Genomic DNA, 24,478 nt, shown 5'->3' on the forward strand with positions numbered 1-24,478 from the left:
CCCACGTTCAGGAAGTGAAGGAGGCGGGGGCTGGCCGAGCAGGTCAGCGCACGCTGAGCAGGGCGGCGCCCGGGAGCTCGACGTCGTCGGGCGAGCCGGTGCTGAGCACGGCGGCTCCGTCGCGGCGGGCGGCGTCGACGACGTCCTGGACGACCGCCGCGCTGGCCGGGTCGAGCTCGCTCGTGGGGTCGTCGAGGCAGAGCACGGCGGGTCGCGCGACCAGGGCGCGCGCGACGGCGACCCGCTGTTGCTGGCCGCCGGAGAGCTGCTCGAGCAGGTTGTGCCAGCTGGCCTCCGGCACGCCGAGGCGGCCGAGCAGCTGCTCGATCTCGGTCCACGAGCCGAGTGCTCCCGACGACCGTGCCAGCAGCGGCAGGGCGACGTTCTCCGCCGCCGTGAGCGAGCCGAGCAGCTCGTGCTGGCGGGTCACCAGCCCGACGTCGGGACGGCCGGCGTGGCCGCCGTGGCCGCCGCGGCCTCCGCCTCCCCCCTTGCCCGCACCCGCACCCGCGTCTGTCCCGTTGCCGAACGACACGTCCCCGGCGAGGGGCCGCTCGAGCCCGGCCACCACCCGCAGCACCGCCGACGGCACCCCGTCGGGGTCGCCGAGCAGCACTGCCGCTCCGCCCCTCTCGACGACCAGGTCGATCGGGGCCGAGGGCGAGCCGTCGGGACGACGCACGACGAGACCGACGAGACGCAGCGCGGGGGAGCCGGTCCGCGCCTCCTGGGCAGTGAGCTCCGGCTGCCCGGACAGCCCCGCGCCCGCATCGCCCTCACTCATGTCCGGCACCGCCCGTCGCGCCTCGCGTCGCGCCGCCCGTCGCACCGCCCACCTCGTCGACCCGGCGCACGCGCAGCTCGCCGGGCGCCACCTCCTCGACCGAGACGAGCGCCCCGTCCGACCAGTCGGCCCGCAGGGCCTGCGGCAGCTGCAGCGAGCCGTCGGTGCCGACGACCGACCAGCGTCCCTCGGCGGTGGCCTCCTCGCCGACGCGCCCGTCGCGGAGGTGCACCATGCGCTGCATCCGTGCCGCGACCGCGTCGTCGTGGGTGACGACGAGCACCGCGGTGCCCGCCTCCGAGGTCGTCTCGACGAGCAGGTCGAGCAGGGCGTCGCGCGCCTCCGGCCCGAGCCGGCTGGTGGGCTCGTCGGCCAGCAGGAGGCGCGGGCGCGGCGCCAGCGCCACGGCCAGCGCGACGACCTGCTGCTCGGTCGGCGTCAGCTGCCCGACGGGTCGCCGGTCGCCGACCAGCCCGGCGGCGCGCAGCACGCGTCGGCCGACGCGGAGGTCGTCCCGCTCGCGGCTGCCGACGGCCCACGCGACGTTGCCGACGGCGTCGTCGTGCAGGAGGAGGTTCGCCGGGGCTCCCTGCATCATCAGGCCCAGCGTGCCCCGGCGGAGGCGGGTGATCGTGCTCGCCCGCGCCGTCGCGAGGTCCGTGCCGAACACCTCGGCGCGGCCCGCCGAGGGCCGCGTCACTCCCGCGACGATCGAGAGCAGCGTCGACTTGCCCGAGCCCGACGGGCCGAGCACGGCGACGCGCTGACCGGCGGGCACGACGAGGTCGACGCCGCGCAGGGCGGCGACGTCGGTGCCTGCCTCGCGGTAGACGTGCACGAGCCCACGGCAGAGCAGGGCGAGGTCGTCGGTCATCGAGGCTCCTTCCCGTCGCCGAGCTCGACGCGCCCCGCGACCACGGCCACGCCGGCCAGCAGCGCCAGCGTGCCCAGGACCAGCAGCACCAGCGGTCCCCACGACGGCACGAGGTCGGGCGGCGGCGTCCGCCCCGACCCGACGACGAGCGGCAGCCGCGACACTGTCAGCAGGTAGGCGACGAGCCCGGCCGCCCCGCCGAGCACCGTGCCGACCGCGGGAGGCAGGAACACCTCGAGCGCCGCCGCCCGCCGCAGGCGCCGTCGCGGCACCCCGGCCGACTCGAGCGCCGCACGGTCGCCTCGCCGCGACGGTGCCGACACGACGCGCGCGGCCACGGTGGCGGCGAGCGTCAGCAGCAGCGCGGCGGCGCCCACGACGAGCGCCAACGAGGAGGCGCGGGTCGGCGACGCGTGCCGGTACCCGGCCGTCACCTCCTGCAGGGTCCTGGTGCCGACGACCTCGACGCCCTGGTCGGACAGGGCCGAGACGACCCGCGCCTCCTCGGCGGTCGTCATCGGCGCGAGCCACACCTCGTGCTGGGCCTCGGACGCACCGGGATCGCTGACCCGGTCGAGCAGCGGCAGGTCGATGAGGATCCCCTCGCCGCCGATCCGCGGCAGGACCCGGGCGTGGCCGACCTGGGCGAGCACGCGCGACGTCAGGTCGGGGGCGACGCCGACGAGGCCGCCCTCGACCCCGGCGAACGGGGTCGTCGCGGTGCCGTCGGCGACGACGACGGGCAGCGGCTCGGGCGCGTCGAGCGGCGCGATCGACGCTGTGTTGCCGCCCTGCTGGTCGAGGAACGACAGCGCCAGCCCGGGAACCGCGCCGCCCCGGTCGACCGCGTCGGCGATCGCGGTCGTCGCCGGGCGGGTGGGGTCGACGGCCTCGCCGACGCGGTCGCGCCACCGGTCGGGGGCGAGCCAGTCCGCCGTGTCGGCCGCCGCCTCCTGGTCGGTCGAGATGCCGGTCACGGTGAGCGCGACGCCGAACGTCGGGGTCGTCGCCCGCGAGCTGGTGAGGCCGAGCCAGACGACCCGGCAGCCGGCCTCGCACGGGAACCGGCCGGGCACGCTCGTGAGGGTGCCGTCGCGCGGGTCGCCGAGGTCGACCGTGTGCCAGCCGTCGGCCGCCTGCACCACCACGCGCAGCGACACGTCGGCGAGGTCGGTCGGGAAGCCGTCGACGGTGAGGCCCTGCGGCGCGATCGTCGTGACGTCGGCGACGTCGAGCGACAGGCTCGAGCCGGTCAGCACGAACGAGTCGCCGACCGGCGGGACGAGCAGCTCGGCGAGTCGGTCGGGGGTGCCGGCGGAGCTCCAGCCGGCCGACCAGGCGGACACCGCCCCGAGGCGTTCCGTGTCGACGGCGACGATGCGGCCGACGCCCTGCCCGCGGCGCAGCACGTCGACGGCCATCGCCCGGTCGCCGTCGGGATCCGCGGCACGGACCGCGTCGACGAAGTCCACGTCGTCGCGGACGCCGACGCTCAGCACGGTCGAGGCCCCGACGGAGGCGCGGGCCCGGTCGACCTGCAGCCGGTCGGCCGTGACGGCGACCTGGCTCGCCCAGCCCGTGACGGCGACGCCGAGGCAGACGAGCACCGCCGCCGTCAGCACCGACGGCGTCCGGCCGAGCCGTCGCGTGACGAGCAGCGCCGTGAGCGACCGTGGCGGGCGCCGGGTCGAGCGGCCCGCGAGCAGGGCCACGAGTCGCAGCGCACCGACGCCGACGAGCACCGCGACGAGGCTGGGCGCGAGCAGTGCGACGCCCGGGCCGGTGGCCTCGCCCTGCGTGACGAGCGCGACGAGCACGGTCACGGTGACGAGCGCGAGGCCGGCCTGCACGACGACGCCGAGCCGCCCGAGCCGGCGCGGGTCGGCCGCCCCGCCGAGCAGCTGGTCGAGGGGCACCCGCGCCGAGCGCAGGCTCGCGACGCCGAGCGCGGCCAACGACCCCACGAGCGCCAAGGAGGCGGCGCCCACCACGAGCGGGCTGGTCGGCTCCACGCGCACCTCGTCGCCCAGCCAGGCCCGGGCCGCGACGGCGGCGGAGCCCCAGCCGGCCAGCGCCCCGAGCACGGCGCCGAGCACGATCGCGAGGGCGGGCTCGGTGAAGACCGTGGCCAGCCAGCGGCCGCGCGTCAGGCCGCGCAGCCGTGCGAGTCCCCACTCGGCCGAGCGGACGCGGGCGAGGCGCTGCACGACGAGGGCGACCGCGAACCAGGCGAGCGCGAGGGCCTGCAGCGCCGTGGCCGCCGCGATGACGGCGGCCGCGTCGGCCTGCCGGTCGACCTGGCCGAGCACGCCGGTGAGGCCGGTGCGCAGGCTGGCACGGGCGGCGGCACCGTCCGTGCCGAGGGTCGCCTCCTCGAGGGCGGCGGCGTCGGCACGGACCCGAGCGACGTCGTCGAGGGCCAGCGGACGGGACGGGATGAGTGCGGCGTAGACCTTGGCGTCCAGCAGCAGCGCGTCGAAGCCGTCCGAGGTCACCACGAGGTCGTCGGCGCCCGGGACGTCGACCCGCACTGCGCGCGAGGGGGCGGCGAAGAACCGGCCGTCGTCCCGCATCGGGTCGTAGCGCCCGCTGACTGTCAGCTCGACCTGGTCGCCGTCCGTGACGACCACGAGGACGTCGCCGACGGCCACGCCCTCGACGGCGGACGACACCATCACCTGGTCGCTGCCGACGGGGCAGGTGCCCTCGTCGAGCACAGCGTCGCCGCAGTCGTCGCGGAGGAGGCTCGCGACGCGGGCGCCGCCCGTCACGTCGGCGTCGCTCGTCGACGTCCAGAGCACGTCGGCGGCCGACTCCGCCGCCACCACGGGGGCACGCCACACGGGGCCCGCGTCGACCGACTCGACGACGTCGCGCGCGTTCGACATCCCCACGAGGGTCGAGTCGCCGTAGAGGTCGGACACGACGACGAGGCTCAGGTCGTCGACCCTCGACAGGGCGGTCGCCTCGGCGAGGCCCTGCTGCTGGACGGCCCGGAGCAGCATCGGCGCGAGCACCGAGATCAGCACGGCGAGAGCCGAGAGCACGACGAGGGAGGCGGCGCCCGCGGGACGGCGGCGCACGCTCGTGACCCAGGCAGGTCGAGCCACCGGGCACCTCCTCGTGCGGTCGCGGACGGCCCGACCCTACCGCCGAACGGTGCCGACCCTGCACGTTCCCGGGCGCGGGGGCCGCGCGGGGCAGGCGTGGGCCCACGCCTGTCTCGTCCCACGCCGCCGGCGTGACGACGCACGTGGCGCAGCCGCCCCTGCGAGACTCAGGACATGCCCGAACACGGTTTCCCCCTGCAGCGCCTCGGCTTCCTCACGATCGGGTCGTTCGAGCCCGCGTCCCCGGCCGGCGGCCACGAGGACACGCTGCGCGTCATCGAGCGCGGCGAGCAGCTCGGCCTCGACAGCGCGTGGCTGCGGCACCGGCACCTGCAGCCCGGCATCTCGTCGCCCGTCGCGATCATGGCCGCGGCGTCGCAGCGCACCAGCCGCATCGAGCTCGGCACCGCCGTCACCCCGATCGGCGCCGAGAACCCGTTCCGCCTCGCCGAGGACCTCGGCACCGTCGACGTGCTGCTCGGCGGCCGCCTGAACCCCGGCTTCTCGACGGGCACGCCGATGAACTTCGACCTGTACCGCGACGCGATCTACCCCGACACCCTCGACCAGGAGGACCTCGGTCCCGACCGGCTCCTCCGTCTCCGCGACCTCGTGCGCGGCGACGTGGTCAGCGCCTCGCCGGGCCGCCGCGGCATCGAGGAGTTCAGCGACGTCGTGCAGCCGCACAGCCCGGGCCTCGTCGACCGGCTCTGGTGCGGCGTCGGCAGCACCCGGTCGGCGGTGTGGGCCGGCGAGCACCGGTTCCACCTGCTGGCGTCGAGCGTGACGAAGGCCGAGCAGGGCACCGACTTCGCCGTGAACCAGCGCGCCCAGATCGACGCGTACCGCGACGCCCACCCGGCCGGCGCCTCCGCCCGGGTCTCGCAGGGCCTCGTCGTCGTGCCGACCGACTCGGCGACCCCCGATCAGCGCGCCCGCTACGCCGCGTACGCCGAGTCACGCGCCGGACGAGTAGGCGTGCCTCAGGGCCCGGGACAGCTGCTGTTCGCCGCCGACCTCGTCGGCACCTCGGCCGAGATCGCCGACGCGCTGCACGCCGACCCGGCCTACCAGGCGGTCGACGAGGTCGCCTTCGCGCTGCCCTTCTCCCTCGAGCCGGACGACTACGCGCAGATCCTCACGGACCTTGCCGAGCACCTCGGGCCCGAGCTCGGCTGGTCGCCCGCGGGCTGACGCCTGAGCCGCGAACCGCGTTCCGAATCATGAACCGTGTTCTATCGCGGTTCATGGTTCGGAACGCGGTTCATCGTGGGGCGGTGCCCGTTCAGCTGCTGCCGCTGCCGCGCACCACGCGCTCGAGCAGCTCGAGGTCGATGCCGACGTGCGCCCGGGCGAGCGACGCCGCCTCGCGCGCACGTCCGGCGCTGATCGCGTCGACGATCGCCTCGTGCTCGGCGAGCGCGCGCAGCTCCATCGCGCGCATGCCGTCCTGGCCGCCCCAGGGGTGGGCGGGCGCGGCGATGCTGACCCGCGCCTCCAGCTCGAACAGCACGTCGCGCAGGACCGCGTTGTGGGCCGTCTCGGCGATCGCGACGTGCAGCAGCTCGTCCGCCTTCTGAGACGCGAGCCCGGAGTCGGCCGCCCGGTAGGCCTCGAGTCGGTCGCGCAGCAGGGCGACGTCGGCGTCCGTGCGGTTCTCGGCCGCCGCCTCCGCGACGGTGCCGTGCAGCCGGCCGATGGCCGCGCTCGTGTCGCTGAGGTCCGACCAGCGGGCAGCGAGGGTGCGCTGCGCGACAGCGGACGCCGACCGGGCGTCCTGCTCGGGGCGGGAGTCCTGGGCGAGCACGAACGACCCGCCACCCCGCCCGCGCTGAGTCTCGATCAGCCCCTGCTCGACGAGCCGCGCGAGCGCCTGGCGCACCGTCATCCGTCCGACGCGCAGCGAGGTCGCGAGCTCCCGCTCGGCAGGGAGGCGCTGGCCGGGCAGGTACTCGCCGGTCGCGATGGCCGTGACCAGGCGGTCGGTGATGTCGTCGGCGCGCGTGGTCGGCTCGAGCGGAGCGTCGAGGGCGCCGGAGGCGGTCGTCTCGCTCGTCGTCATCCGCCCTGCCCCTGCCTGCGTCCGTTGTGCTGCGTCTCTTTGTTACCGCCACATTAAGTCACGAAGAAAGGTCTTGGCACGAGACCTTTGTGGGTGCATGCTCTCACGCATGTCCACGAGCACCGCCGACGTCCTCCCCTTCCGTGACGGCCACACCTGGCTCCAGGTGACCACGCCCGACGAGCCGCGCGAGGGCGCCCTGCCCCTCGTCGTCCTGCACGGCGGCCCGGGCATGGCACACGACTACCTCCGCAACCTCGCGGCGCTCGCCGACGAGACCGGCCGCACGGTCGTCCACTACGACCAGTTCGGCTGCGGCCGCAGCAGCCACCGCCCCGGCGCCCCGGTCGAGACCTGGACCCCGGCGCTCTTCGTCGCCGAGTTCGACGCCGTCGTGGCGCACCTCGGCCTCGAGCGCTTCCACGTGCTCGGCCAGTCGTGGGGCGGCATGCTCGGCGCCGAGATCGCGGTGCGGCAGCCCGCGGGCCTCGCCAGCCTCGCGATCTGCAACTCGCCCGCCTCGATGCAGCTGTGGGTCGAGGGCGCGGCCGAGCTGCGTGCCCAGCTGCCGACCGAGACGCAGGAGGCGCTGCAGCGTCACGAGGACGCCGGCACCACCACCGACCCCGACTACCTCGCCGCGACGCAGGTCTTCTACGAGCGCCACGTCTGCCGCGTGGTCCCGATGCCCCAGGACTTCGTCGACAGCGAGGAGCAGATGGAGGCCGAGCCGACGGTCTACCACACCATGAACGGGCCGAACGAGTTCCACGTCATCGGCACGATGCGCGACTGGAGCATCGTCGACCGGCTGCCGCGCGTCGCCGCCCCGACCCTCGTCGTCGCCGGCGAGCACGACGAGGCGACGCCCGCCACCTGGCAGCCCTTCGTCGACGGAATCGCCGACGTCCGCTCGCACGTCTTCGCCGGCGCCAGCCACTGCAGCCACCTCGAGCAGCCCGAGGAGTTCCGCCGCGTCGTCGCGAAGTTCTTCAGCGAGCACGACTTCGCGGCGCACGACGCCTGACCCGCGTCCCTCGTCGGCGCCCCCTGACCGGCGCGGGTCGCGCTCCCTGAACCGACTCGACCCGCGCCTCCTCCGCCCCACCCCCACCGCACCTCCTCGTCGTTCACCCGCCTCGACCCGAGAAGAGACACCATGTCCGAGAAGACCGCGTCACCCGAGCTGAGCAACCAGCAGCAGCTCGAGCAGTACGGCTACAAGCAAGAGCTGAAGCGGTCGGTCTCGACCGTCGACCTGCTGATCTACGGCCTGATCTTCATGGTGCCCATCGCGCCGTGGGCGATCTTCGGCACCGTCTACAACGCGTCGTCGGGCATGGTGCCGCTGGTCTACCTCGTCGGCCTCGTGGCGATGATCTTCACGGCGCTCGCCTACGCGCAGATGGCGAAGTCGATCCCGCTCGCCGGCTCGGTCTTCTCGTACGTCGGCCGGGGCATCCACCCGATCGCCGGGTTCTTCGCGGGCTGGGCGATCCTGCTCGACTACCTGCTCGTGCCGACGCTGCTCTACGTGTTCGCGGCCGAGTCGATGATCGGCATCTTCCCGGGCAGCGCCCGCTGGATGTGGGCGCTGATCTTCGTCGCGATCAACACCGCGGTGAACCTGCTCGGCATCAGCTCGATCAAGATGATGAACCGGGTGTTCCTCGCGATCGAGGTCGTGTTCATCGCGATCTTCGTGATCATCGCCGTGGTCGCCCTCAACAACGGCACCATCCCCGGCGCCGAGTTCACGACCGACCCGATCTGGGACTCCAGCAAGGTCACCGCGCCCCTGATCGCCTCGGCGCTGTCGATCGCGGTGCTGAGCTTCCTGGGCTTCGACGGCATCTCGACCCTGTCGGAGGAGAGCACCGGCAAGCGAGGAGGCGCGGGCAAGGCGATGATCATCGCCCTGTTCATCGTCGCGTTCTGCTTCGTCCTGCAGACCTGGCTGGCGAGCGCGCTCGCGGGCGGCCGGGACTCGTTCCCCGAGGGCGAGGCCGGCAACGCGTTCTTCGACCTGGTGAGGGCCGCGTCGAACAGCGGCTGGGCGACGGCGTTCTTCGTCGTGAACGTGCTCGCGGTGGGCATCGCCAACGCGATGGCGGCGCAGGCCGCGACCTCGCGCCTCCTGTTCTCCATGAGCCGTGACAAGCAGCTGCCCGCGTTCCTGTCGAAGATCAACACCCGCAAGGTGCCGCAGGCCGCGATCCTCGTCGTCTCGGCCCTGTCGGCCGTGCTGGTGCTGTTCTTCGTGGGGCAGATCAACCTGATCGCGTCGCTGGTGAACTTCGGCGCGCTGTTCGGCTTTATGCTGCTGCACGTGTCGGTCGTCGTGCACTACGTCGTCAAGAAGAAGTCGCGCAACTGGCTGCTGCACCTCGTCGTGCCCGTGATCGGGTTCCTGATCATCGGGTACGTGCTGGTCAACGCGGCACCCGAGGCGAAGATCGGCGGGCTGGTCTGGCTCGTGCTCGGCGCCGGGGTGTTCCTGTACTACCGCAGCCGAGGAGGCGCCGCCCCGACCCTGGGACAGGGCGCCGACGACGCCGCGGTCGCGTCGACCCCGGCCGCCGACTCCGAGCGGCACGACGCGTGAGCGGCGGCGTGACCGACCAGCGCGACGGCATCGACCACTTCCTCGGCAACGAGCTCGGCCGGCCCGGCTTCACCGCGGCCGTCGAGCCCGTGCTGCGGATCACGCCGGGCACCGGCGAGACGATCGGCTTCGAGACGAGCGACGCGGTCTACGCCGAGCTGCACGAGCACCACGACCTGGCGCAGCTGTCGGTGCCGATCAACCCGGTCACCGGGCCGGTCTTCGTCGAGGGTGCGATGCCCGGCGACGCGCTCGCCGTGACCGTGCACGACATCCGCCTCGTCGACCACGGCTGGTCGGTCAGCCTGCCCGGCTCGGGCGCGCTGCAGCACGTGATGGGCGACGAGATGTTCACCCGCCGCGTGCCGATCGACGCCGACGGGGTGCACGTGACGCCGCGGCACACGTTCGAGGCACGGCCGATGATCGGCTGCATGGGCACCGCGCCCGCCGAGGGCGAGAACTCGACGATCATGCCCGCGTACCCCCAGGGCGGCAACATGGACGTCACCGAGAACACCGTCGGCTCGACCGTCTACCTGCCCGTCATGGTCGAGGGTGCGTACCTCTCGATCGGCGACGTGCACGCGATCATGGCCGAGGGCGAGTCGTCGTTCGTGGCGATCGAGGCGCAGGGCACCGCGGTGGTGTCGATCGACCTCGTGAAGGGCCTCGGGCTGCGTGCCCCGCGGATCGAGACGGCCGACGACTGGATCTTCGTCGGCCTCGGCGACCCCGTGCAGGAGAGCGTCCGGCGGGGCTACGAGGACGCGTTCTCGTTCTTGGTGGACGACCACGGCTGGTCGCGGGGCGACGCCTACGCCGTGCTCAGCGCGGTCGGGCACTCCCGGCTGGGCGGGCCGACGGGGTCGGTCGCGCCGGATCCGCTGCACCCGTTCGCGGCGGTCGGCGCGGTGACGCTGCACCGCGTGCCGAAGAGCGTGCTGTAGGGCGTCTGGCGAGCGGGCACCCGCTCGGGGGCGCCTCCTCGAACCGCGTTCCGAACCATGAACCGTGTTCTATCCCGGTTCATGGTTCGGAACGCGGTCCTTCGCGCGCTGGGTCAGCTCTCGAGGTGCGCGAGCATCGAGCCGATCAGGTCGTTCGTGGGCACGTTGTACTGCACGACGGCGATGTAGAGGTCACCACGCACGAACCACGTGTGGGCCGCCTCGATCGGGTACTGCTCGACCTCGATGGGCTGCTGGCAGAGCTGGCCGCCGTGCGCCTCCTGGCAGGTCGCGCCTGCGGCGGTCACCTGATCGAGCAAGGAGGCGGCGGTCGGCTGGTCGAGACGGCCGAGGATCACGAAGATGCCCGAGACGTCTGCCTGAGGCTCCCGCCAGACGCAGTCGAGCTCGGCGGCGGCGTCCACGATCTGGAACGGCTGAGCACCGGCCTCGGGCACGGAGGGCGTCCGCGAGCCGCGAGCGGTGCCGTCCCGCCGCAGCCAGCTCTCGGGGTTGAGCGGGATGCTGCCGAAGGTCGTCGCGTAGGTCGAGGCGTCGACGATCTGGGTGCAGTCGGTCGGGATGGTCACGAGGGGAGCGGCGACCGCCGTCTCGGTCGGCTCGGCCGTGTCCGTCGGCTCCGTGGGCTCTGCCGTCGGCGACGGGGTCGCGCCCGGCGTCGTCGTCGGCGCGGGCACGGTGACGGTCTCGGTGGGGTCGGCGGCCACGTCGTCGCCGGCTGCCCCGCCGGCGCACCCGGTCAGCCCGATCAGCGTGGCGGCCACGAAGGCCGCGGCCCCCAGCGTCGTGCTGCGTCGTCGAGTCATGTCGTTCCCCTGCCTGCCGTGCGCCCGTCGGTGCGGGCGCCTGCGCTCACGGTACCGAGCACGAGGAGGCGGTCGATCGTCCCCGAGGATGACATCCGCCCCGGTCCGATCACGATCAGGTCACGCCGCACGCCGCACGCCTCGCGATGCCGGGACAGCCCGGTTCGCCCTAGGCCAGCTCGACGAACAGCGCCGAGACGAACTCGGTGCGCTCGACCATCCCGCCGAGGCTGATCCACTCGTGGCGGGCGTGCGCCCCGCCGCCGACCCCGCCGACCCCGTCGAGCACCGCACAGCCGAGCGCCGCGGCGAAGTTGCCGTCGCTGGCGCCGCCGACCGAGACCTCGCGCAGCTCGAAGCCGAGCGAGTCGGCCACGGCCGCGGCGCGTCCGTAGAGCGCGGCCGTCGCCTCCGTGCGCTCCATCGGCGGGCGGTTCCAGCCGCCGGTGACCTCGACGCGGGCGACCGGGTCGTGCGGCGCGAGGGCCGCGAAGACCGCCTCGACCCGGGCCGCCTCGTCGGCGGAGGTGACCCGCACGTCGACCGAGGCCCTGGCGTGGCCGGCTCGGACGTTGGTGCGGGTGCCGCCCTGCACGATGCCGACGTTGAGCGAGGTGCCGGCGTCGATGTCGGCCGCGCCGTGCAGCTGCAGGATGATCCGGGCCATCTCGTCGACGGCGCTCGCCCCCGAGCGCGGGTGCAGCCCCGCGTGCACCTCGACGCCGAACGTCTCGACCTCGAAGATGCCCACGCCCTTGCGGGCGGTCTTGACGGCGCCCTCCGCAGCGGACTCGAAGACGAGCACCGCGCCTCCTCGGGAGACCTCGGCCTCGATGGCGGTGCGCGACGCGAGGCTGCCGATCTCCTCGTCGCCGTTGAGCAGCAGTCGGACGCCCGGCCGGGGCAGCCCCAGGGCGTCGGAGGCGGCGATCGCGTGCCCCAGCTGGATCAGCCCCGACTTCATGTCGAAGACGCCAGGCCCGGTCATGTGGTCGCCGTCGATCGTGACGGGCCAGTCGGCCAGCGTGCCCTCTGACCAGACGGTGTCGTAGTGGCAGAGCGCCGAGACCCACTCGGTCGACCCGGTGGGCGACGGGTACTCGAGGGTGACGGTGTCGCCGTAGCCCTCGACGACGTGCACGCGTCGCTCGGCGGGCGGCCCGACGGTGCGGCCGAGCCAGTGCTCGATCCAGTCGAGGCCGCGGGCGAGCAGGTCGACGTCGTCGGAGGGCGTCTCGAGCGACGCGTAGGTGACCAGGTCGGCGACCATCGCCTCGCGCCGCTGCTCGATGCGCTCGCGCAGGGCGGTGATGTCGAGGTCTGTCACGGGGGTGCCTCCGGGGGAGTGGCGGCGCGGACGCCGACGTCGCTCGCCAGGAGGACGCACCCCCAGGGTAGGAGGCGCGGGTCGTGACCGCCCGCCGGTCCGGACCACCTGGGGGCGGCGCGGGCCCGCGTGGCCGCTGTGGAGGAGCGGCCAGCGGCCGTCTGCGGGGCTCGGCGACCGCCTCCTGCGGGCACGGGTCAGGGCGCGGGCTCGCCCGCTGCCGGAGGCTGCAGGACGACCTGCTCTGCCCCCTCGCGGTCGAGCGTGCCGGGGAAGTTGAAGCGGCCGAACGCGCCCGTGGGGTCGTGCGGGCTGACTGGCCGGGCGATCTGCGAACCACGGATCACGGCGAGCAACAGCTCGCGCCGGTCGTCGTCGAGGACGGGCTCGGCGCGGTCGCGCAGCAGCACGGACGCCTTGCGTCCCTTCTTCTGACCGAACCTCAGCAGCAGCCCCAACGCGTCGTCCCTCGACAGGGGGAGCAGCTCGGCCGAGTCGACCTGCTCGAAGGCGAGCACCTTCCCGCGGATCCGGAGGCGCCTCCCCACGACGTCCACCGCGAAGGGCCGTGAGAGGCGCAGCACGACGTTCCAGGTGATCGCGGCCGCCGTGCTCCAGCCGACGAACCAGATCGGCACCGTGATCAGGCCCCAGGTCTGGAACGGCGACTCGCCCGACTTCGAGAAGAAGGCGCTCGCCGTGCCGACGAGCACCATGATCGGCAGGACGGTCCGCATGAGCCGGAGGAACGCTCGCTGCTTCGGGGCGTCGGTGAACTCGACCCAGGTGCCGGCGTCGTCGGACATGCGCTCGAGGGTACGGGAACGGTGCCGGGCCGGTCCGGATCCCCGAGTCGCCGACCTGGCGGTGCCGGCTGTCCCAGCGGTGTCGGAGGCCGCCGATACAGTGACGGCGATCTGACGACGGCCGTGACGACCACACCGACCACGACGAGAGGGCGACCGTGCGCATCCTGCACACCAGCGACTGGCACCTCGGGCGCACCCTGCACGGGGTCGACCTGCTCGAGCACCAGGCCGCGTTCGTCGACCACCTCGTCGAGCTCGTCACGGAGCGCGACGTCGACGTCGTCGTGGTGGCGGGCGACGTGTACGACCGGGCCGTGCCCTCGGTGCCGAGCGTCCGCCTCCTCGGCTCGGCCCTGCGGCGCCTGAGCGAGCACGCGGTCGTCGTCGTCACGCCCGGCAACCACGACAGCGCCGTGCGGCTCGGCTTCGCGGCCGAGCTGATGCGGCCGGGGCTGCACGTGCTCGCGTCGGTCGAGGCCCTCGACCAGCCCGTCGTCGTCGCCGACGAGCACGGGCCGGTCGCGTTCTACGGGCTGCCGTACCTGGATCCGGACACGGTGCGGCACACGCTCGCGCCGAGTGTCGACGCAAGCGCCGACGCAGGTGCCGCCGCCAGCTCAGGCACCGACGCGGGCCCCGCAGCCGAGCGCCTGCCCCTGCCGCGGTCGCACGAGGCCGTCGTCGCCGCCGCGATGGACAGGGTGCGTGCCGATCTGGCCTCGCGCCCCGGCACCCGCTCGGTCGTCGTCGCGCACGCGTTCGTCAGCGGCGGCGAGGCCAGCGAGAGCGAGCGCGACATCCGGGTCGGCGGGGTCGACTCCGTGCCCTCGGCGGTGCTCGACGGCGTCGACTACGTCGCGCTCGGCCACCTGCACGGCGCACAGCGCATCGGCGCCTCTCGCGGCGAGCGACCCGTCATCCGGTACTCGGGCTCGCCCGTGGCCTTCTCGTTCGGCGAGCTCGGGCACGTCAAGTCGACCGCGCTCGTCGACCTCGACGGCGCGGGAGGCGTGACCGTCGAGCTCGTCCCTGCTCCCGTCCCGCGAAGGCTGGCTGAGGTGACCGACACGCTCGATCACCTGCTCGACGGTCGGCACGACGGCCTGCGCGACGCGTGGCTGCGTGTGCACGTGACCGACCCGGTGCACCCCGAGCGGCTGTACAGCCGGGTGAAGGCGCACTTCCCGCACGCGCTCGTCGTGCTGCACGAGCCCGTCGGCGCCGTCGACGCCCCGACGCTGCGCCTCGTGACCGCCGAGACCGACCCGCTCGAGGTGGCCGCCGACTTCGTCGCCTTCGCGTCGGGCGCCGTCGTGACCGACGCCGAGCTCGCGGCCGTGCGGGACGCCTACGAGTCCGCCCGCAGCGCCGAGGAGTCCGCGTGAACCTGCACCGCCTCACCCTCCGCGCCATCGGCCCGTACGCAGGCGAGCACACGGTCGACTTCGCCGAGCTGGGCGCGTCGGGCACGTTCCTGCTCGAGGGGCCGACCGGCGCCGGCAAGTCCACGGTCATCGACGCGATCGTCTTCGCCCTCTACGGGTCGCTCGCCGGCGAGGGCGCGAGCCGCGACCGGCTGCGCAGCCACCACGCCGCCCCCGAGGTCGAGCCCTTCGTCGAGCTCGTCTTCGAGACCGCCGCGGGCATCCACCGGGTGCGGCGCACCCCGGCCTGGCGCCGGCCGAAGAAGACCGGTACGGGCACGACCCCGGCGAACGCCACGGCGACCCTCGTCCGCCTGACGTCTCCCGACGCGACCGCGGGCGAGCCGGTCTCGACCAGCACGCAGGAGGTCGGCGGCGAGATCGGGCGCATCCTCGGCCTGACGCGCCAGCAGTTCGTGCAGACCGTCGTGCTGCCCCAGGGCGAGTTCGCGGCGTTCCTCCGCTCGACCGGCGAAGAACGCCGCACGATGTTGCAGTCGCTCTTCGGCACTGAGATCTACGAGGCGACGACGGCGCAGCTCGTCGAGGCCCGACGCTCGGCGAACACCGAGGTGGCCGCAGCCGACCACGCCGTCGAGCTCGGCTGGGCGCGGCTGCGCGAGGCCGCCGGCGTCGGCAGCGACGACGAGCTCGCCGGTTCCGCGGCCCAGGGCGACGGGACGTCCGCCGACGCCCAGGCCGACTCCGGCCCCGATGCCGACACGGACACCGACACCGACACCGACACCGACATCGACACAGGCGCAGCGACCGTCGGCGTCCGCGACCTCGCGGAGCGGCTCGATGCCGGGCCCGACTCCGACCCGGACGCGGTCGTCGCCGATCTCGCGGCCGCGGCCGCCACGGCGCAGGCCGGACGTGACGTGCGAGCGGCCCGTCGCGACGAGCTGAGGGCGACCCTCGAGGCTCGGCGTCGGCTCCGCGCGGCCCTCGACCGCCGGGCGTCGCTGCTCGTCCGGGCAGCCGAGCTCGAGGCCGCCGAGCCGGCCGCCCGTGAGGTACGCGACGACCTCGACGCCGCGGCTCGTGCGGACCTGGTCACGGGGGCAGCCCGAGGTGCAGCCCGAGCCGAGGAGGCGGTCCGCGCGACCGCGGACGAGCTCGCCCTGGCGGCGCGCTCGGCTCCCGCAGCCGGGGTCGCCGCCGCCGAGCTCGACGAACCCGAGCTCGACGAACCCGACCTCGACGCCGCCAGGCTGGCCGCCGAGCGTGACCGCCTCCGGTCCGAGCTGGCCGTGCTCGCCGAGACGGCCAAGGTCGAGGCGGGACTGCCTGCTCGACGAGCTGCCGTCGAGTCCACGCGAGCGCGCCTGTCGGCCCTCGACGCATCCCGCGAGGAGGCCGACGCCGAGCTCGCCGGCCGGCCCGCGGCTCGCGAGGCGCTCGTCGTCGAGCGAGACGAGGCGGCCCGCCGGGCCGGCGGCCGCTCCGCCGCCGAGCAGGCGCTCGCCGCCGCCGAGCAGCGGGTGACCGCCCTGGAGCGCGTCCGCGTCCTCGACCGGGACGCCGAGCAGGCGGCCGCCGTGCTGGTGTCCGCCAGCCGTGACGCGGTCTCGGCCGTCGAGGCCGAGTCCGCCCTCCGCCTCCGCCAGGTAGCGGGGATCGCGGGTCAGCTCGCGACGACCCTCGCCTCAGGCGAGCCCTGCCCGGTCTGCGGCTCCGTCGAGCACCCCGCACCGGCCGCCCTCACCGACGAGCACCCGAGCGACGACGACGTCGACCGCGCCGCCGCCGGCGCCCGCTCTGCGCAGGACGCGCAGCGCCGTGCTGCCGGGCTCGCCTCCGCGGCCGAGGCCCGACGCGACGACGCGCGCGCCGCCCTCGGCGACCTCGAGGCCGACTCGGCCGGCGCGGCCGTCGACCTCGCCCGGCTCGCCCTGCGCGACGCCGTCGAGGCCGAGCAGCTCCTCATCGCGGCCGAGCGCGCGCTCGCCGCGTTCGACGCCGACACCGAGCGGCGTCGCTCCGCGCTCGCCTCGGTCCTGACCGAGCACGCGACCCTGGCCGAGCGCCTCGTCGGCGAACAGCGTCGGGTCGACGACGACGCGGCCGTGGTCGAGGCCGCGCTGGCGGGGGCAGGCGAGTCCGTCGCCGGCATCGTCGCCGAGCGTCGGGCCAGGGCCGAGGCCGTCGAGCGCCTCCTGCGGGCTGTCGACGCCCACGAGACCGCGGTCGACGCGAGGGTGCAGCGCACGGCCGAGCTGGACGCGGCGCTGGCCGAGTCGGGCTTCGACGACGCGTCCGCCGCGGCGCGAGCTGTGCTGCCGACGCCCGAGCGGGACGCCCTGCGCGCCCGGGTCGGACGGCACGAGGCCGACCTCGCCGTCGTCGCCTCCGGCCTGGCCGAGGCCGAGGTCGCGAGCCTGTCAGGCGACGAGGAGGTCGACGTCGATAGCTCCGTCGAGGCGCTGGCCGAGGCCGAGGTCGCCCTCGGCGCGGCATCCGAGCTGGCCACCCGACGTGCCGCCAGGGCGACCGCGTCGGCGGCGGCCCTCGACGACCTCCGGCGTGCCCAGCGGGCAGGGGCCGAGGTCGCGGACGAGGCCAGGGCAGTCGTGCGCATGGCCGACCTGGCCAGCGCCACCGGCTCGGTCAACGTCAAGGGCGTGACGCTCGGCACCTACGTGCTGCTGCGGCGGTTCGACGACGTCGTCGCCGCGGCCAACGCCCGGCTCGGCGTCATGTCGAGCGGACGGTACGCGCTGGAGGCGTCCGACGAGCGCGAGCAGCGGTCACGATCGCGTCGGGTGGGCCTCGCCCTCGCCATCCGCGACCACGCGACGGACACGACGCGCGACCCCGCGAGCTTCTCGGGCGGCGAGACCTTCTACGCGTCGCTCAGCCTGGCGCTGGGGCTCGCCGACGTCGTCCAGGCCGAGGCAGGCGGGCTCGAGCTCGGCACCCTGTTCGTCGACGAGGGCTTCGGGTCGCTCGACCCCGAGACCCTCGACGCGGTGATGACCGAGCTCGGGCGGCTCTCCGACACGGGGCGCGTGATCGGCATCGTCAGCCACGTCGACGAGCTCAAGCAGCGCATCGCCGATCGCATCGAGGTGCGCCGCCAGCCTGACGGCTCGTCCGTGCTGCGCACGACCGTCGGTTCCTGAGGGTCACCGTGCCCACGGCCCCCCCTCGCTCCGCACCGGGCACACGCGGACGGGCGGGTCCGTCGCGACCGGGCGCTCGTGAGCGCCCGCCCGGGACGAACCCGCCCGTCAGGAGGGTGCGTGTCGGCAGGTCCGGTCAGACGACCGGGCCGCCGCCGTCCTGCGTCGAGCGACGCGTGACCTGCTCGCCGCTGGCCGGGTCGACGGCCGTGCGCGCCTCGGTCACGGTGCGGCGACGACGCGTCGCGAACACGATGCCGAGGATCGTCACGAGGACGCCCGCCGCGATGAGGATGTAGCCGATCAGCATGATGTCGATGCCCGCGACCTGGAAGTCCAGGGCGTACGCGAGGATCGCGCCGATCACGATCAAGGCGATTCCGCCGCCGATGCTCATGGTGTCTCCTTCGTCGAGCGGGGGAGTGTCCACCGCGGTGGGCCACGGTACCGACGTCGCGCCTCCTGCGTCACCCCTTCTTCGGGCGGCCCCCGGCCGACGCGACGACGCCCGTCGTGCAACCACTTCGCGTGACCTGCTCCCGCTGGGCAGCGTCCCCGCGCTATCCTCGACTCACTTCGGCGGATCCCCGGCCCTGGAGTCCCTGTTCAGCGACGTCCGTCGCTCGTGTTTCCCGGTGTGGGACACAGGGCCGGGTCCGTCGGAGCCCTGGGCGTGACAGATGATCCGGCGGCACGGCAGGGGGTCACGACTCGGCTGTCGCCGTCTCGTGCAGCAGGTCGAGCGCCGCGCGCACGCCCGCGGCGTCGAGCTGTCCGGGTGCACTCGCGCCGTCGGCCGTGGCCGCGGCGAAGGTCAGGCACGACCCGAAGGTCTCGCCGACGAGCCGGGACGCGGCCCCCAGCGGGCCCATCGACATGGTGACCGCCGGCACGAGCCCGGGCCCCGACCGGAAGTCGTCCGTCGCCGCCAGCAGGGTGAGCACGTCGGCCGGGTTCGTCGGCATCGCCGCGAGCTTGACGACGTCGGCACCGTGCTCCTGCTGCTGCAGCAGGCGCGAGAGGATCTCGGCGCGGGGAGGCGTGCCCACGAAGTCGTGCGACGACATGACGACGACGACGCCGGCGTGGTGCGCGGTCTCGACCACCGCCTCCCGGATGTCGGGCTGCGTGAACATCTCGACGTCGACCGCGTCGACGACCCCGTCGCGGATCGTGCGGGTGAGCAGCTCGCCGTACTCCTCTGGCGTGATGTCGCGGTCGCCGCCCTCCTGCTTGGTGCGGAACGTGAAGAGCACGGGCACGTCGTCGGGCAGCGCGGCCCTGACCGCCGCCACCGCCTCGCGGACCTTCTCGGCGTCGTCGACGGCCGTCAGGTGGTCGACGCGCAGCTCGACCAGGTCGTAGGAGGCGCGGGTCAGCGAGCCGGCCGCCTCGCCGAGTGCCGAGGCGGTCCGGGCGACCAGCGGCACGCACACCGCCGGCCTGCCGTCGCCGAGCACGAGCGACCGCAGCGTCGCGGGCTGGGGCGTCGGACGCACGTCAGGCCACCGCGGAGCTGGTCGCGGCGGTCTTCGCCGACGTGGTCGTGGGCTCCGCCGGCAGGCCCACGGCCGCTCGCATCGCGGCGCGCACGCGGTTCTCGTCGTCGAGCCGCTCCTCCTGCGGGAGTCCCGTGAAGAGACGCACCTGCGACACGGCCTGCTCGAAGAGCATGTCGAGCCCGCTGAACGCGATGCCGCCGTCGGCCGTCCAGGTCGACGCGACACGGGTCGGCCACGGCTCGTAGGCGACGTCGAACAGAATGGACGCCGTGCTCCTCGGGCGCAGGGGCAGATCGTCGGCGACTCCGCCGGGGAGGGTGCTGATGACGAAGTCGAGCGGCGCCAGCGTGCCCAGCTCGGTCAGGGGGGCGATGCTGACGTCGCAGCCCAGCTCGCTGGCCAACGAGGTCAGCTCGCCGGCGCGCATGGGGTTCCGCAGGTGCACCGAGAACGAGCGGGCGCCGAGCTGCCACGCGGCCCACATCGCCGAGGAGGCGGTGGCCCCGCCGCCGAGGATCGTCGCGCTCGCGGGGCGGGCGTCGTGGTGCGCCTCGACGGTGCGGACGATGCCGTCGACGTCGGTGTTGTGGCCGTGGCGGCGTCCGTCGTCGTCGATGACGACCGTGTTCGCGACGCCGAGGGCTGCGGCGAGCGGCGAGATCGTGTCGAGCAGGGGCAGGACCTCGCGCTTCAGCGGCATCGTCAGGCTGAGGCCGCGCCAGGGGCGGGCGGCGGCCTCGGTGGTGGCGGCCGCGGCGGAGTCGGTGGCGTCAGTGGCGGCGTCGGTGGTCTCAGCGGCGGCGTCGGTGGTCTCGTCGAGGAACTGCCCGAGCTCGCCCGAGGCGACCTCCGCACGGTCGTACTGCCAGTCGAGCCCGAGCTCTGCGTAGGCCGCGCGGTGCAGGGCGGGCGACAAGGAGTGGGCGATCGGCGAGCCGAGCACGGCCAGGCGGCGGGGAGCAGCGGACAAATCAGGCACCTCTCGGACGGCGGACGGACGCGACACAGTATGCCCGGAGCCCCTGGGTCGCCCCTGCTCCCGTCGTTCCTCCGGCCCGTGCGCCGCGACCCGGCCGTGCCGGCACGCGTGCCAGCATCGTCGGATGCAGATCCGCGCCTTCGACCCCGCCGACACCGAGTCCGTCGTCGCCCTCTGGCACGAGTGCGGCCTCACCCGCCCCTGGAACGACCCGCACCGCGACATCGAGCGCAAGCTCGCGGTGCAGCCCGAGCTGTTCCTCGTCGGCACCGAGCTCGTCGACGTCGACGGCGAGCGCGGCACCGGCAGCCCGAAGGAGGTGCTGGTCGCGACCGCCATGGCCGGCCACGAGGGCCATCGCGGCTGGCTCTACTACGTCGCCGTCGCCCCCGAGCACCGCGGCGGGGGCCGGGCCAGGCAGATCGTCGCCGAGGCCGAGCGGCTGCTCACGGAGGCCGGCTGCCCGAAGGTGCAGCTGATGGTGCGCTCCGGCAACGACACCGCCGAGGCGACCTGGGGCAGTCTCGGCTACGAGCCGAGCGACGTCGTCGTGTACGGCAAGCGCCTGATCGAGGACTGACCCGAGCGCCCGCCAGCCGCGCAGCCGCTCAGTCGAGCGCCAGCAGCACCGCCGCGCCGAGGGCGAGCACCAGCCCGCCCACCTGCGTCCGCGTCAGCCGCTCGCGCAGCACGACGGCCGCGAGCACCACCGTCGCCGCCGAGTAGAGCGCCGTGAGCACGCTCATCACGGTGAGGTCGCCGACCCGCAGCCCCACGAGGATCAGCACGTTCGCCCCGCTGTCCGCGACGCCGCAGGCGACGGCCAGCCACAGGGCGCGGCGCAGGGGCAGGAGGTGCGGGGCGTCCTCGGCGACCGGCGCCGCGCCTCCTCGTGTCGCCGACCGCGCCCCGACCCGAGCCCGCGCCCGAGCACCAGCCCGTGCCCGCGCGACCAGCAGCAGCACCAGCACCGCCCCGCCCGTCAGCACCAGGTTCGCCGACCTGTTGGCGACGAGCGGCACCAGCCCGGAGTCGTCCGGCGTCCGGTCGAGGAACACCAGCACCAGCCCGATGCCCGCACCGGCGCCGAGGGCCATCAGCAGCCCTCGCGCGCTGGGGCGGGGCGCGGCAGGGTCGGGCACGAAGCCGACCAGCACGACGGCGACGAGCGCGAGCGCGATGCCCGCCCAGCCAGCGCCTCCCAGTCGGGAGCCCTGCGCCAGCCCGACGCCCACCGGCACGATCGCCGAGACCACCGCCGTGAGGGGCGAGAGGATGCTCATCGGCCCGAGGGCGAGGCAGGCGTAGAGCAGGGCGAGGGCGACGGCTCCCGCGACGCCGCTGAGCAGGCCCCAGCCGACCGCGGCCGTCGAGGCCGTGCCGGGCACGACGAGCAGCAACAGTGCGAGCAGCACCAGCCCGCTCGCGGCGGCGATCGCCGTGACGCGCAGCGGGGCGATCCGCCGGGCGGCGAGCCCGCCGAGGAAATCGGCCGAGCCGTAGGAGGCGGCGGCCAGCAGGCCGAGGACGGCGGCGATCACGGCGACTCCAAGAGGTGCGGGGCGAGCCAGGACGACAGCTGTCGCCTCGCGAGACGGCCGTCGTGTTAACAACGGGTGACGAACGTGCGGGAGCCCTTGTCGGACTCCCAGCTGGATCTTATGGTCGTGGGGGCCGTCCCTCGACCGGGGGCCAGGCCGTCAGGGCCGATCCGGCCCCTCCACCTCGCAGCCTCCAGGAGACACACTCGTCATGCGCCCCCGTCCCACTGCCTCACCTCAGCGCGAGAACGGGGGCGGGCGTCGTCGCCGCGCCGCCCTCTCGCTCGTCGCCGTCACCACGATGGGACTCGGCGTGCTCGTCGCGGCCCCGGCCGCCCAGGCCGAGACGAAGACGATCGACGTCCTCGGGATCAACGACTTCCACGGTCGCCTCGAGCGCGGGACCGACCCCGTCGCCGGTGCCGCCGCCATGGCCGGCACGGTGAACCAGTTCCGTGCCGCCAACCCGAACACGCTGTTCGTGTCGTCCGGCGACAACATCGGGGCGTCGACCTTCACCTCGTTCATCCAGGACGACGAGCCGACGCTCGACGCCCTCAACGCCATGGGCCTCGACGTCAGCACCCCGGGCAACCACGAGTTCGACAAGGGCCAGGACGACTTCAACGGTCGCGTCCAGGAGAACAGCGAGTTCCCGTACGTCAACGCGAACATCTACTCGACGGCGACCGGGGCGCGCGCCTACGACCCCTACTACGTCCAGGACGTGGACGGGGTCAAGGTCGGGTTCATCGGGGCGATCACCGAGCTGATGCCCGAGCTCGTGAGCCCGGCCGGCATCGAGGGCCTCGAATTCCGTGACATCACGGACTCGGTCAACGACGCTGCGGCAGAGCTGACCGACGGCGTGGACGACGGGGTGAACGGCGAGGCCGACGTCATCGTCCTCCTCGTGCACGAGGGGAACGCCTCCGCGAACCAGGCCGACGCCACGGGCGACTCGGACTTCGCGGACATCGCGCTGAACGTCACGCCGAAGGTCGACGCCATCCTGTCGGCGCACACGCACGCCACCTACAACTTCACCGGCATCGTCCCGACCGGCGGCACGAAGGCCCGCCCGGTCGTGCAGACCGGCAGCTACGGCGCGAACCTGAGCCACCTGACGATCCAGCACGACGACGTGACGGGCGAGAACACGGTGACCAGCGAGCTCGTGCCGCTGTTCACCTCGACCGCCGCGCCCGACCCGACGGTCGCGGGGATCGTCGCCGACGCCGTGGAGGTCGCCAGGGTCGAGGGCCGCAAGCCCGTCGGGACCATCACGGGCGACCTGCGCCGTGCGGTCCAGACCAACGGGTCGGAGAACCGCGGCGGGGAGTCGACGCTCGGCAACCTCGTCGCCGACGCCCAGCTCGCTGCCACGCAGGACCAGCAGTCGCAGATCGCGTTCATGAACCCCGGCGGCCTCCGAGCCGACCTGGCCTACGCGTCGAGCGGCACCGAGGGCGACGCCGACGGCGTCGTCACCTACCAGGAGGCGGCGGCCGTGCAGCCCTTCGCCAACACGCTCGTCGTGTCCACCCTGACCGGCGCCCAGATCCGGGCGACCCTCGAGCAGCAGTGGCAGCCCGCGGGCTCGAGCCGCCCGTTCCTGAAGCTCGGCGTCTCGAAGGGGCTGGCCTACACCTACGACCCGACCGCGGCCGCCGGCTCGCGCATCGGCACGATCACGCTGAACGGCGCCGTCCTCGACGAGGCCGCCAGCTACAAGGTCACCGTGAACTCGTTCCTCGCGTCCGGCGGCGACAACTTCACCGCGCTGAACGACGCCTCGGCGAAGGCCGACAGCGGCAAGATCGACCTGCAGAGCCAGGTCGACTACTTCACGGCCAACGGCGTCGTCTCGCCCGATCTCGCTCAGCGCGCGGTGGGCGTCACCACGACCCCTGCCCCCGAGGCCGGCTTCGCCGCCGGCGACGAGGTCAGCGTCGCACTCTCGTCGCTGCTCTTCAGCTCGCAGGACGCGGCGGCGGCAGGCGACGTGTCCGTCAGCCTGGACGGCGTCGTGCTCGCCTCGAGCGTCGTCGACGCGTCGGTCGTCGACACCACCGACGAGCAGGGCCGCGCCACGCTGGCCTTCGCCGTCCCCGAGGGCATCACCGCGCCCGAGGCCGGGCCGGTCACGCGCTCGCTGCGCGTCACGGTCGAGGGCACGGGCACCGCGTTCGACGTGCCGGTCGTGTTCGCGGCCGCGGCGGCTCCTGTCATCGTCGACCCGACCCCGGGCGACCCGGGCACGCCCGGCTACCCGGGCACGCCCGGCGACCCGGGCACGCCCGGCACGCCCGGTGACGGGTCGGGTGCCGCACCCGGCGCCGGGAACGGCACGGGCTCCGGCACAGGCGCGACCCCGCGCCCCGCAGCCGCGGGCGACCTCGCCTTCACCGGCTCGGACGCGGCCACGACGGGCCTCCTCGCGGCACTCGCGCTGATGCTCGCCGGAGCCGGCGTGCTCACGGCCACGCGCCTCCGTCGCCGTCGTGCCCTGCTCGCCGGGACGACGGACTGACCAGCACCACCCGCACGACCCGT

General features: G+C 74.3%; 19 protein-coding genes. 8 read left to right on the top strand and 11 right to left on the bottom strand.

Going from position 1 to position 24,478, the window contains the following annotated elements:
* Positions 1-43: 43 nt before the first annotated feature.
* From JOE35_RS03115 to JOE35_RS03125, 3 genes are read right to left on the bottom strand one after another with little or no spacing between them, the layout of a single operon-like run.
* Positions 44-784 (bottom strand): ATP-binding cassette domain-containing protein, encoded by a 741-nt coding sequence (locus JOE35_RS03115; RefSeq protein WP_209559817.1) that lies wholly within the window; start codon positions 782-784, stop codon positions 44-46.
* Positions 777-1,658, bottom strand: coding sequence for an ABC transporter ATP-binding protein (locus JOE35_RS03120; RefSeq protein ID WP_209559818.1), 882 nt, complete (start codon positions 1,656-1,658; stop codon positions 777-779). The genes JOE35_RS03115 and JOE35_RS03120 overlap by 8 nt, the downstream gene beginning before the upstream one ends.
* Complete coding sequence (locus tag JOE35_RS03125) at positions 1,655-4,768, bottom strand: ABC transporter permease (RefSeq protein ID WP_209559819.1); 3,114 nt, start codon at positions 4,766-4,768, stop codon at positions 1,655-1,657. Before JOE35_RS03125 ends, JOE35_RS03120 begins: the two co-directional genes overlap by 4 nt.
* A gap of 174 nt (positions 4,769-4,942) precedes the next feature.
* Between JOE35_RS03125 and JOE35_RS03130 the strand changes: the two genes are divergently transcribed.
* Positions 4,943-5,962 (top strand): LLM class flavin-dependent oxidoreductase, encoded by a 1,020-nt coding sequence (locus JOE35_RS03130; protein WP_209559820.1) that lies wholly within the window; start codon positions 4,943-4,945, stop codon positions 5,960-5,962.
* 91 nt (positions 5,963-6,053) lie between these two features.
* On the opposite strand, the gene JOE35_RS03135 is transcribed toward JOE35_RS03130, so the two are convergent.
* On the bottom strand, positions 6,054-6,830 hold the full coding sequence (locus JOE35_RS03135) for a FadR/GntR family transcriptional regulator (protein WP_209559821.1): 777 nt from the start codon (positions 6,828-6,830) through the stop codon (positions 6,054-6,056).
* A gap of 109 nt (positions 6,831-6,939) precedes the next feature.
* On the opposite strand from JOE35_RS03135, the gene JOE35_RS03140 reads away from it, so the two are divergent.
* From JOE35_RS03140 to JOE35_RS03150, 3 genes are all read left to right on the top strand, one after another.
* Entirely contained in the window at positions 6,940-7,857 is a 918-nt protein-coding gene (locus JOE35_RS03140; RefSeq protein WP_245186037.1) for a proline iminopeptidase-family hydrolase, read from the top strand.
* Positions 7,858-7,989: 132 nt separating this feature from the next.
* Positions 7,990-9,435 carry an APC family permease gene (locus JOE35_RS03145; protein WP_209559823.1) on the top strand — a complete coding sequence of 482 codons (1,446 nt, stop codon included), beginning with the start codon at positions 7,990-7,992 and terminating at the stop codon, positions 9,433-9,435.
* An 8-nt stretch (positions 9,436-9,443) separates the two neighbouring features.
* On the top strand, positions 9,444-10,385 hold the full coding sequence (locus tag JOE35_RS03150) for an acetamidase/formamidase family protein (protein ID WP_307802917.1): 942 nt from the start codon (positions 9,444-9,446) through the stop codon (positions 10,383-10,385).
* Between the two features lie 113 nt (positions 10,386-10,498).
* On the opposite strand, the gene JOE35_RS03155 is transcribed toward JOE35_RS03150, so the two are convergent.
* From JOE35_RS03155 to JOE35_RS03165, 3 genes are all read right to left on the bottom strand, one after another.
* Positions 10,499-11,212: a hypothetical protein gene (locus tag JOE35_RS03155; protein WP_209559824.1), complete on the bottom strand. Its 714-nt coding sequence runs from the start codon at positions 11,210-11,212 to the stop codon at positions 10,499-10,501.
* A 169-nt stretch (positions 11,213-11,381) separates the two neighbouring features.
* Positions 11,382-12,539 (bottom strand): M20/M25/M40 family metallo-hydrolase, encoded by a 1,158-nt coding sequence (locus tag JOE35_RS03160; protein ID WP_209559825.1) that lies wholly within the window; start codon positions 12,537-12,539, stop codon positions 11,382-11,384.
* A 197-nt stretch (positions 12,540-12,736) separates the two neighbouring features.
* On the bottom strand, positions 12,737-13,345 hold the full coding sequence (locus tag JOE35_RS03165; protein WP_209559826.1) for a hypothetical protein: 609 nt from the start codon (positions 13,343-13,345) through the stop codon (positions 12,737-12,739).
* Positions 13,346-13,503: 158 nt separating this feature from the next.
* On the opposite strand from JOE35_RS03165, the gene JOE35_RS03170 reads away from it, so the two are divergent.
* Entirely contained in the window at positions 13,504-14,733 is a 1,230-nt protein-coding gene (locus JOE35_RS03170; protein WP_209559827.1) for an exonuclease SbcCD subunit D, read from the top strand.
* Entirely contained in the window at positions 14,730-17,900 is a 3,171-nt protein-coding gene (locus JOE35_RS03175) for an AAA family ATPase (protein ID WP_209559828.1), read from the top strand. The genes JOE35_RS03170 and JOE35_RS03175 overlap by 4 nt, the downstream gene beginning before the upstream one ends.
* 136 nt (positions 17,901-18,036) lie before the next feature.
* Here JOE35_RS03175 and JOE35_RS03180 read toward each other — a convergent pair whose 3' ends face one another.
* From JOE35_RS03180 to JOE35_RS03190, 3 genes are all read right to left on the bottom strand, one after another.
* Positions 18,037-18,297, bottom strand: a complete 261-nt coding sequence (locus JOE35_RS03180; protein ID WP_123547128.1) for a DUF6458 family protein — start codon at positions 18,295-18,297, stop codon at positions 18,037-18,039.
* A gap of 307 nt (positions 18,298-18,604) precedes the next feature.
* On the bottom strand, positions 18,605-19,399 hold the full coding sequence (gene aroD, locus JOE35_RS03185) for a type I 3-dehydroquinate dehydratase (protein ID WP_209559829.1): 795 nt from the start codon (positions 19,397-19,399) through the stop codon (positions 18,605-18,607).
* A 1-nt stretch (position 19,400) separates the two neighbouring features.
* Positions 19,401-20,381 carry a shikimate dehydrogenase gene (locus JOE35_RS03190; RefSeq protein WP_307802918.1) on the bottom strand — a complete coding sequence of 327 codons (981 nt, stop codon included), beginning with the start codon at positions 20,379-20,381 and terminating at the stop codon, positions 19,401-19,403.
* A gap of 124 nt (positions 20,382-20,505) precedes the next feature.
* Here JOE35_RS03190 and JOE35_RS03195 point away from each other — a divergent pair, with 124 nt between their 5' ends.
* Positions 20,506-20,961 carry a GNAT family acetyltransferase gene (locus tag JOE35_RS03195; RefSeq protein WP_209559831.1) on the top strand — a complete coding sequence of 152 codons (456 nt, stop codon included), beginning with the start codon at positions 20,506-20,508 and terminating at the stop codon, positions 20,959-20,961.
* A gap of 28 nt (positions 20,962-20,989) precedes the next feature.
* On the opposite strand, the gene JOE35_RS03200 is transcribed toward JOE35_RS03195, so the two are convergent.
* Positions 20,990-21,922 carry an EamA family transporter gene (locus tag JOE35_RS03200; protein ID WP_209559832.1) on the bottom strand — a complete coding sequence of 311 codons (933 nt, stop codon included), beginning with the start codon at positions 21,920-21,922 and terminating at the stop codon, positions 20,990-20,992.
* Between the two features lie 211 nt (positions 21,923-22,133).
* On the opposite strand from JOE35_RS03200, the gene JOE35_RS03205 reads away from it, so the two are divergent.
* Positions 22,134-24,455 (top strand): 5'-nucleotidase C-terminal domain-containing protein, encoded by a 2,322-nt coding sequence (locus JOE35_RS03205; RefSeq protein WP_209559833.1) that lies wholly within the window; start codon positions 22,134-22,136, stop codon positions 24,453-24,455.
* The last annotated feature ends 23 nt before the right edge of the window (positions 24,456-24,478 follow it).

The sequence above is a fragment of the Frigoribacterium sp. PvP032 genome, assembly GCF_017833035.1.
Taxonomy (GTDB): Bacteria; Actinomycetota; Actinomycetes; order Actinomycetales; family Microbacteriaceae; genus Frigoribacterium.

Coding starts and splice junctions, on each gene's coding strand:
- JOE35_RS03115 (WP_209559817.1), bottom strand. CDS start 784: ATGAGTGAGGGCGATGCGGGCGCGGGGCTGTCCGGGCAGCCGGAGCTC.
- JOE35_RS03120 (WP_209559818.1), bottom strand. CDS start 1,658: ATGACCGACGACCTCGCCCTGCTCTGCCGTGGGCTCGTGCACGTCTAC.
- JOE35_RS03130 (WP_209559820.1), top strand. CDS start 4,943: ATGCCCGAACACGGTTTCCCCCTGCAGCGCCTCGGCTTCCTCACGATC.
- JOE35_RS03135 (WP_209559821.1), bottom strand. CDS start 6,830: ATGACGACGAGCGAGACGACCGCCTCCGGCGCCCTCGACGCTCCGCTC.
- JOE35_RS03140 (WP_245186037.1), top strand. CDS start 6,940: ATGTCCACGAGCACCGCCGACGTCCTCCCCTTCCGTGACGGCCACACC.
- JOE35_RS03145 (WP_209559823.1), top strand. CDS start 7,990: ATGTCCGAGAAGACCGCGTCACCCGAGCTGAGCAACCAGCAGCAGCTC.
- JOE35_RS03155 (WP_209559824.1), bottom strand. CDS start 11,212: ATGACTCGACGACGCAGCACGACGCTGGGGGCCGCGGCCTTCGTGGCC.
- JOE35_RS03165 (WP_209559826.1), bottom strand. CDS start 13,345: ATGTCCGACGACGCCGGCACCTGGGTCGAGTTCACCGACGCCCCGAAG.
- JOE35_RS03180 (WP_123547128.1), bottom strand. CDS start 18,297: ATGAGCATCGGCGGCGGAATCGCCTTGATCGTGATCGGCGCGATCCTC.
- JOE35_RS03195 (WP_209559831.1), top strand. CDS start 20,506: ATGCAGATCCGCGCCTTCGACCCCGCCGACACCGAGTCCGTCGTCGCC.
- JOE35_RS03205 (WP_209559833.1), top strand. CDS start 22,134: ATGCGCCCCCGTCCCACTGCCTCACCTCAGCGCGAGAACGGGGGCGGG.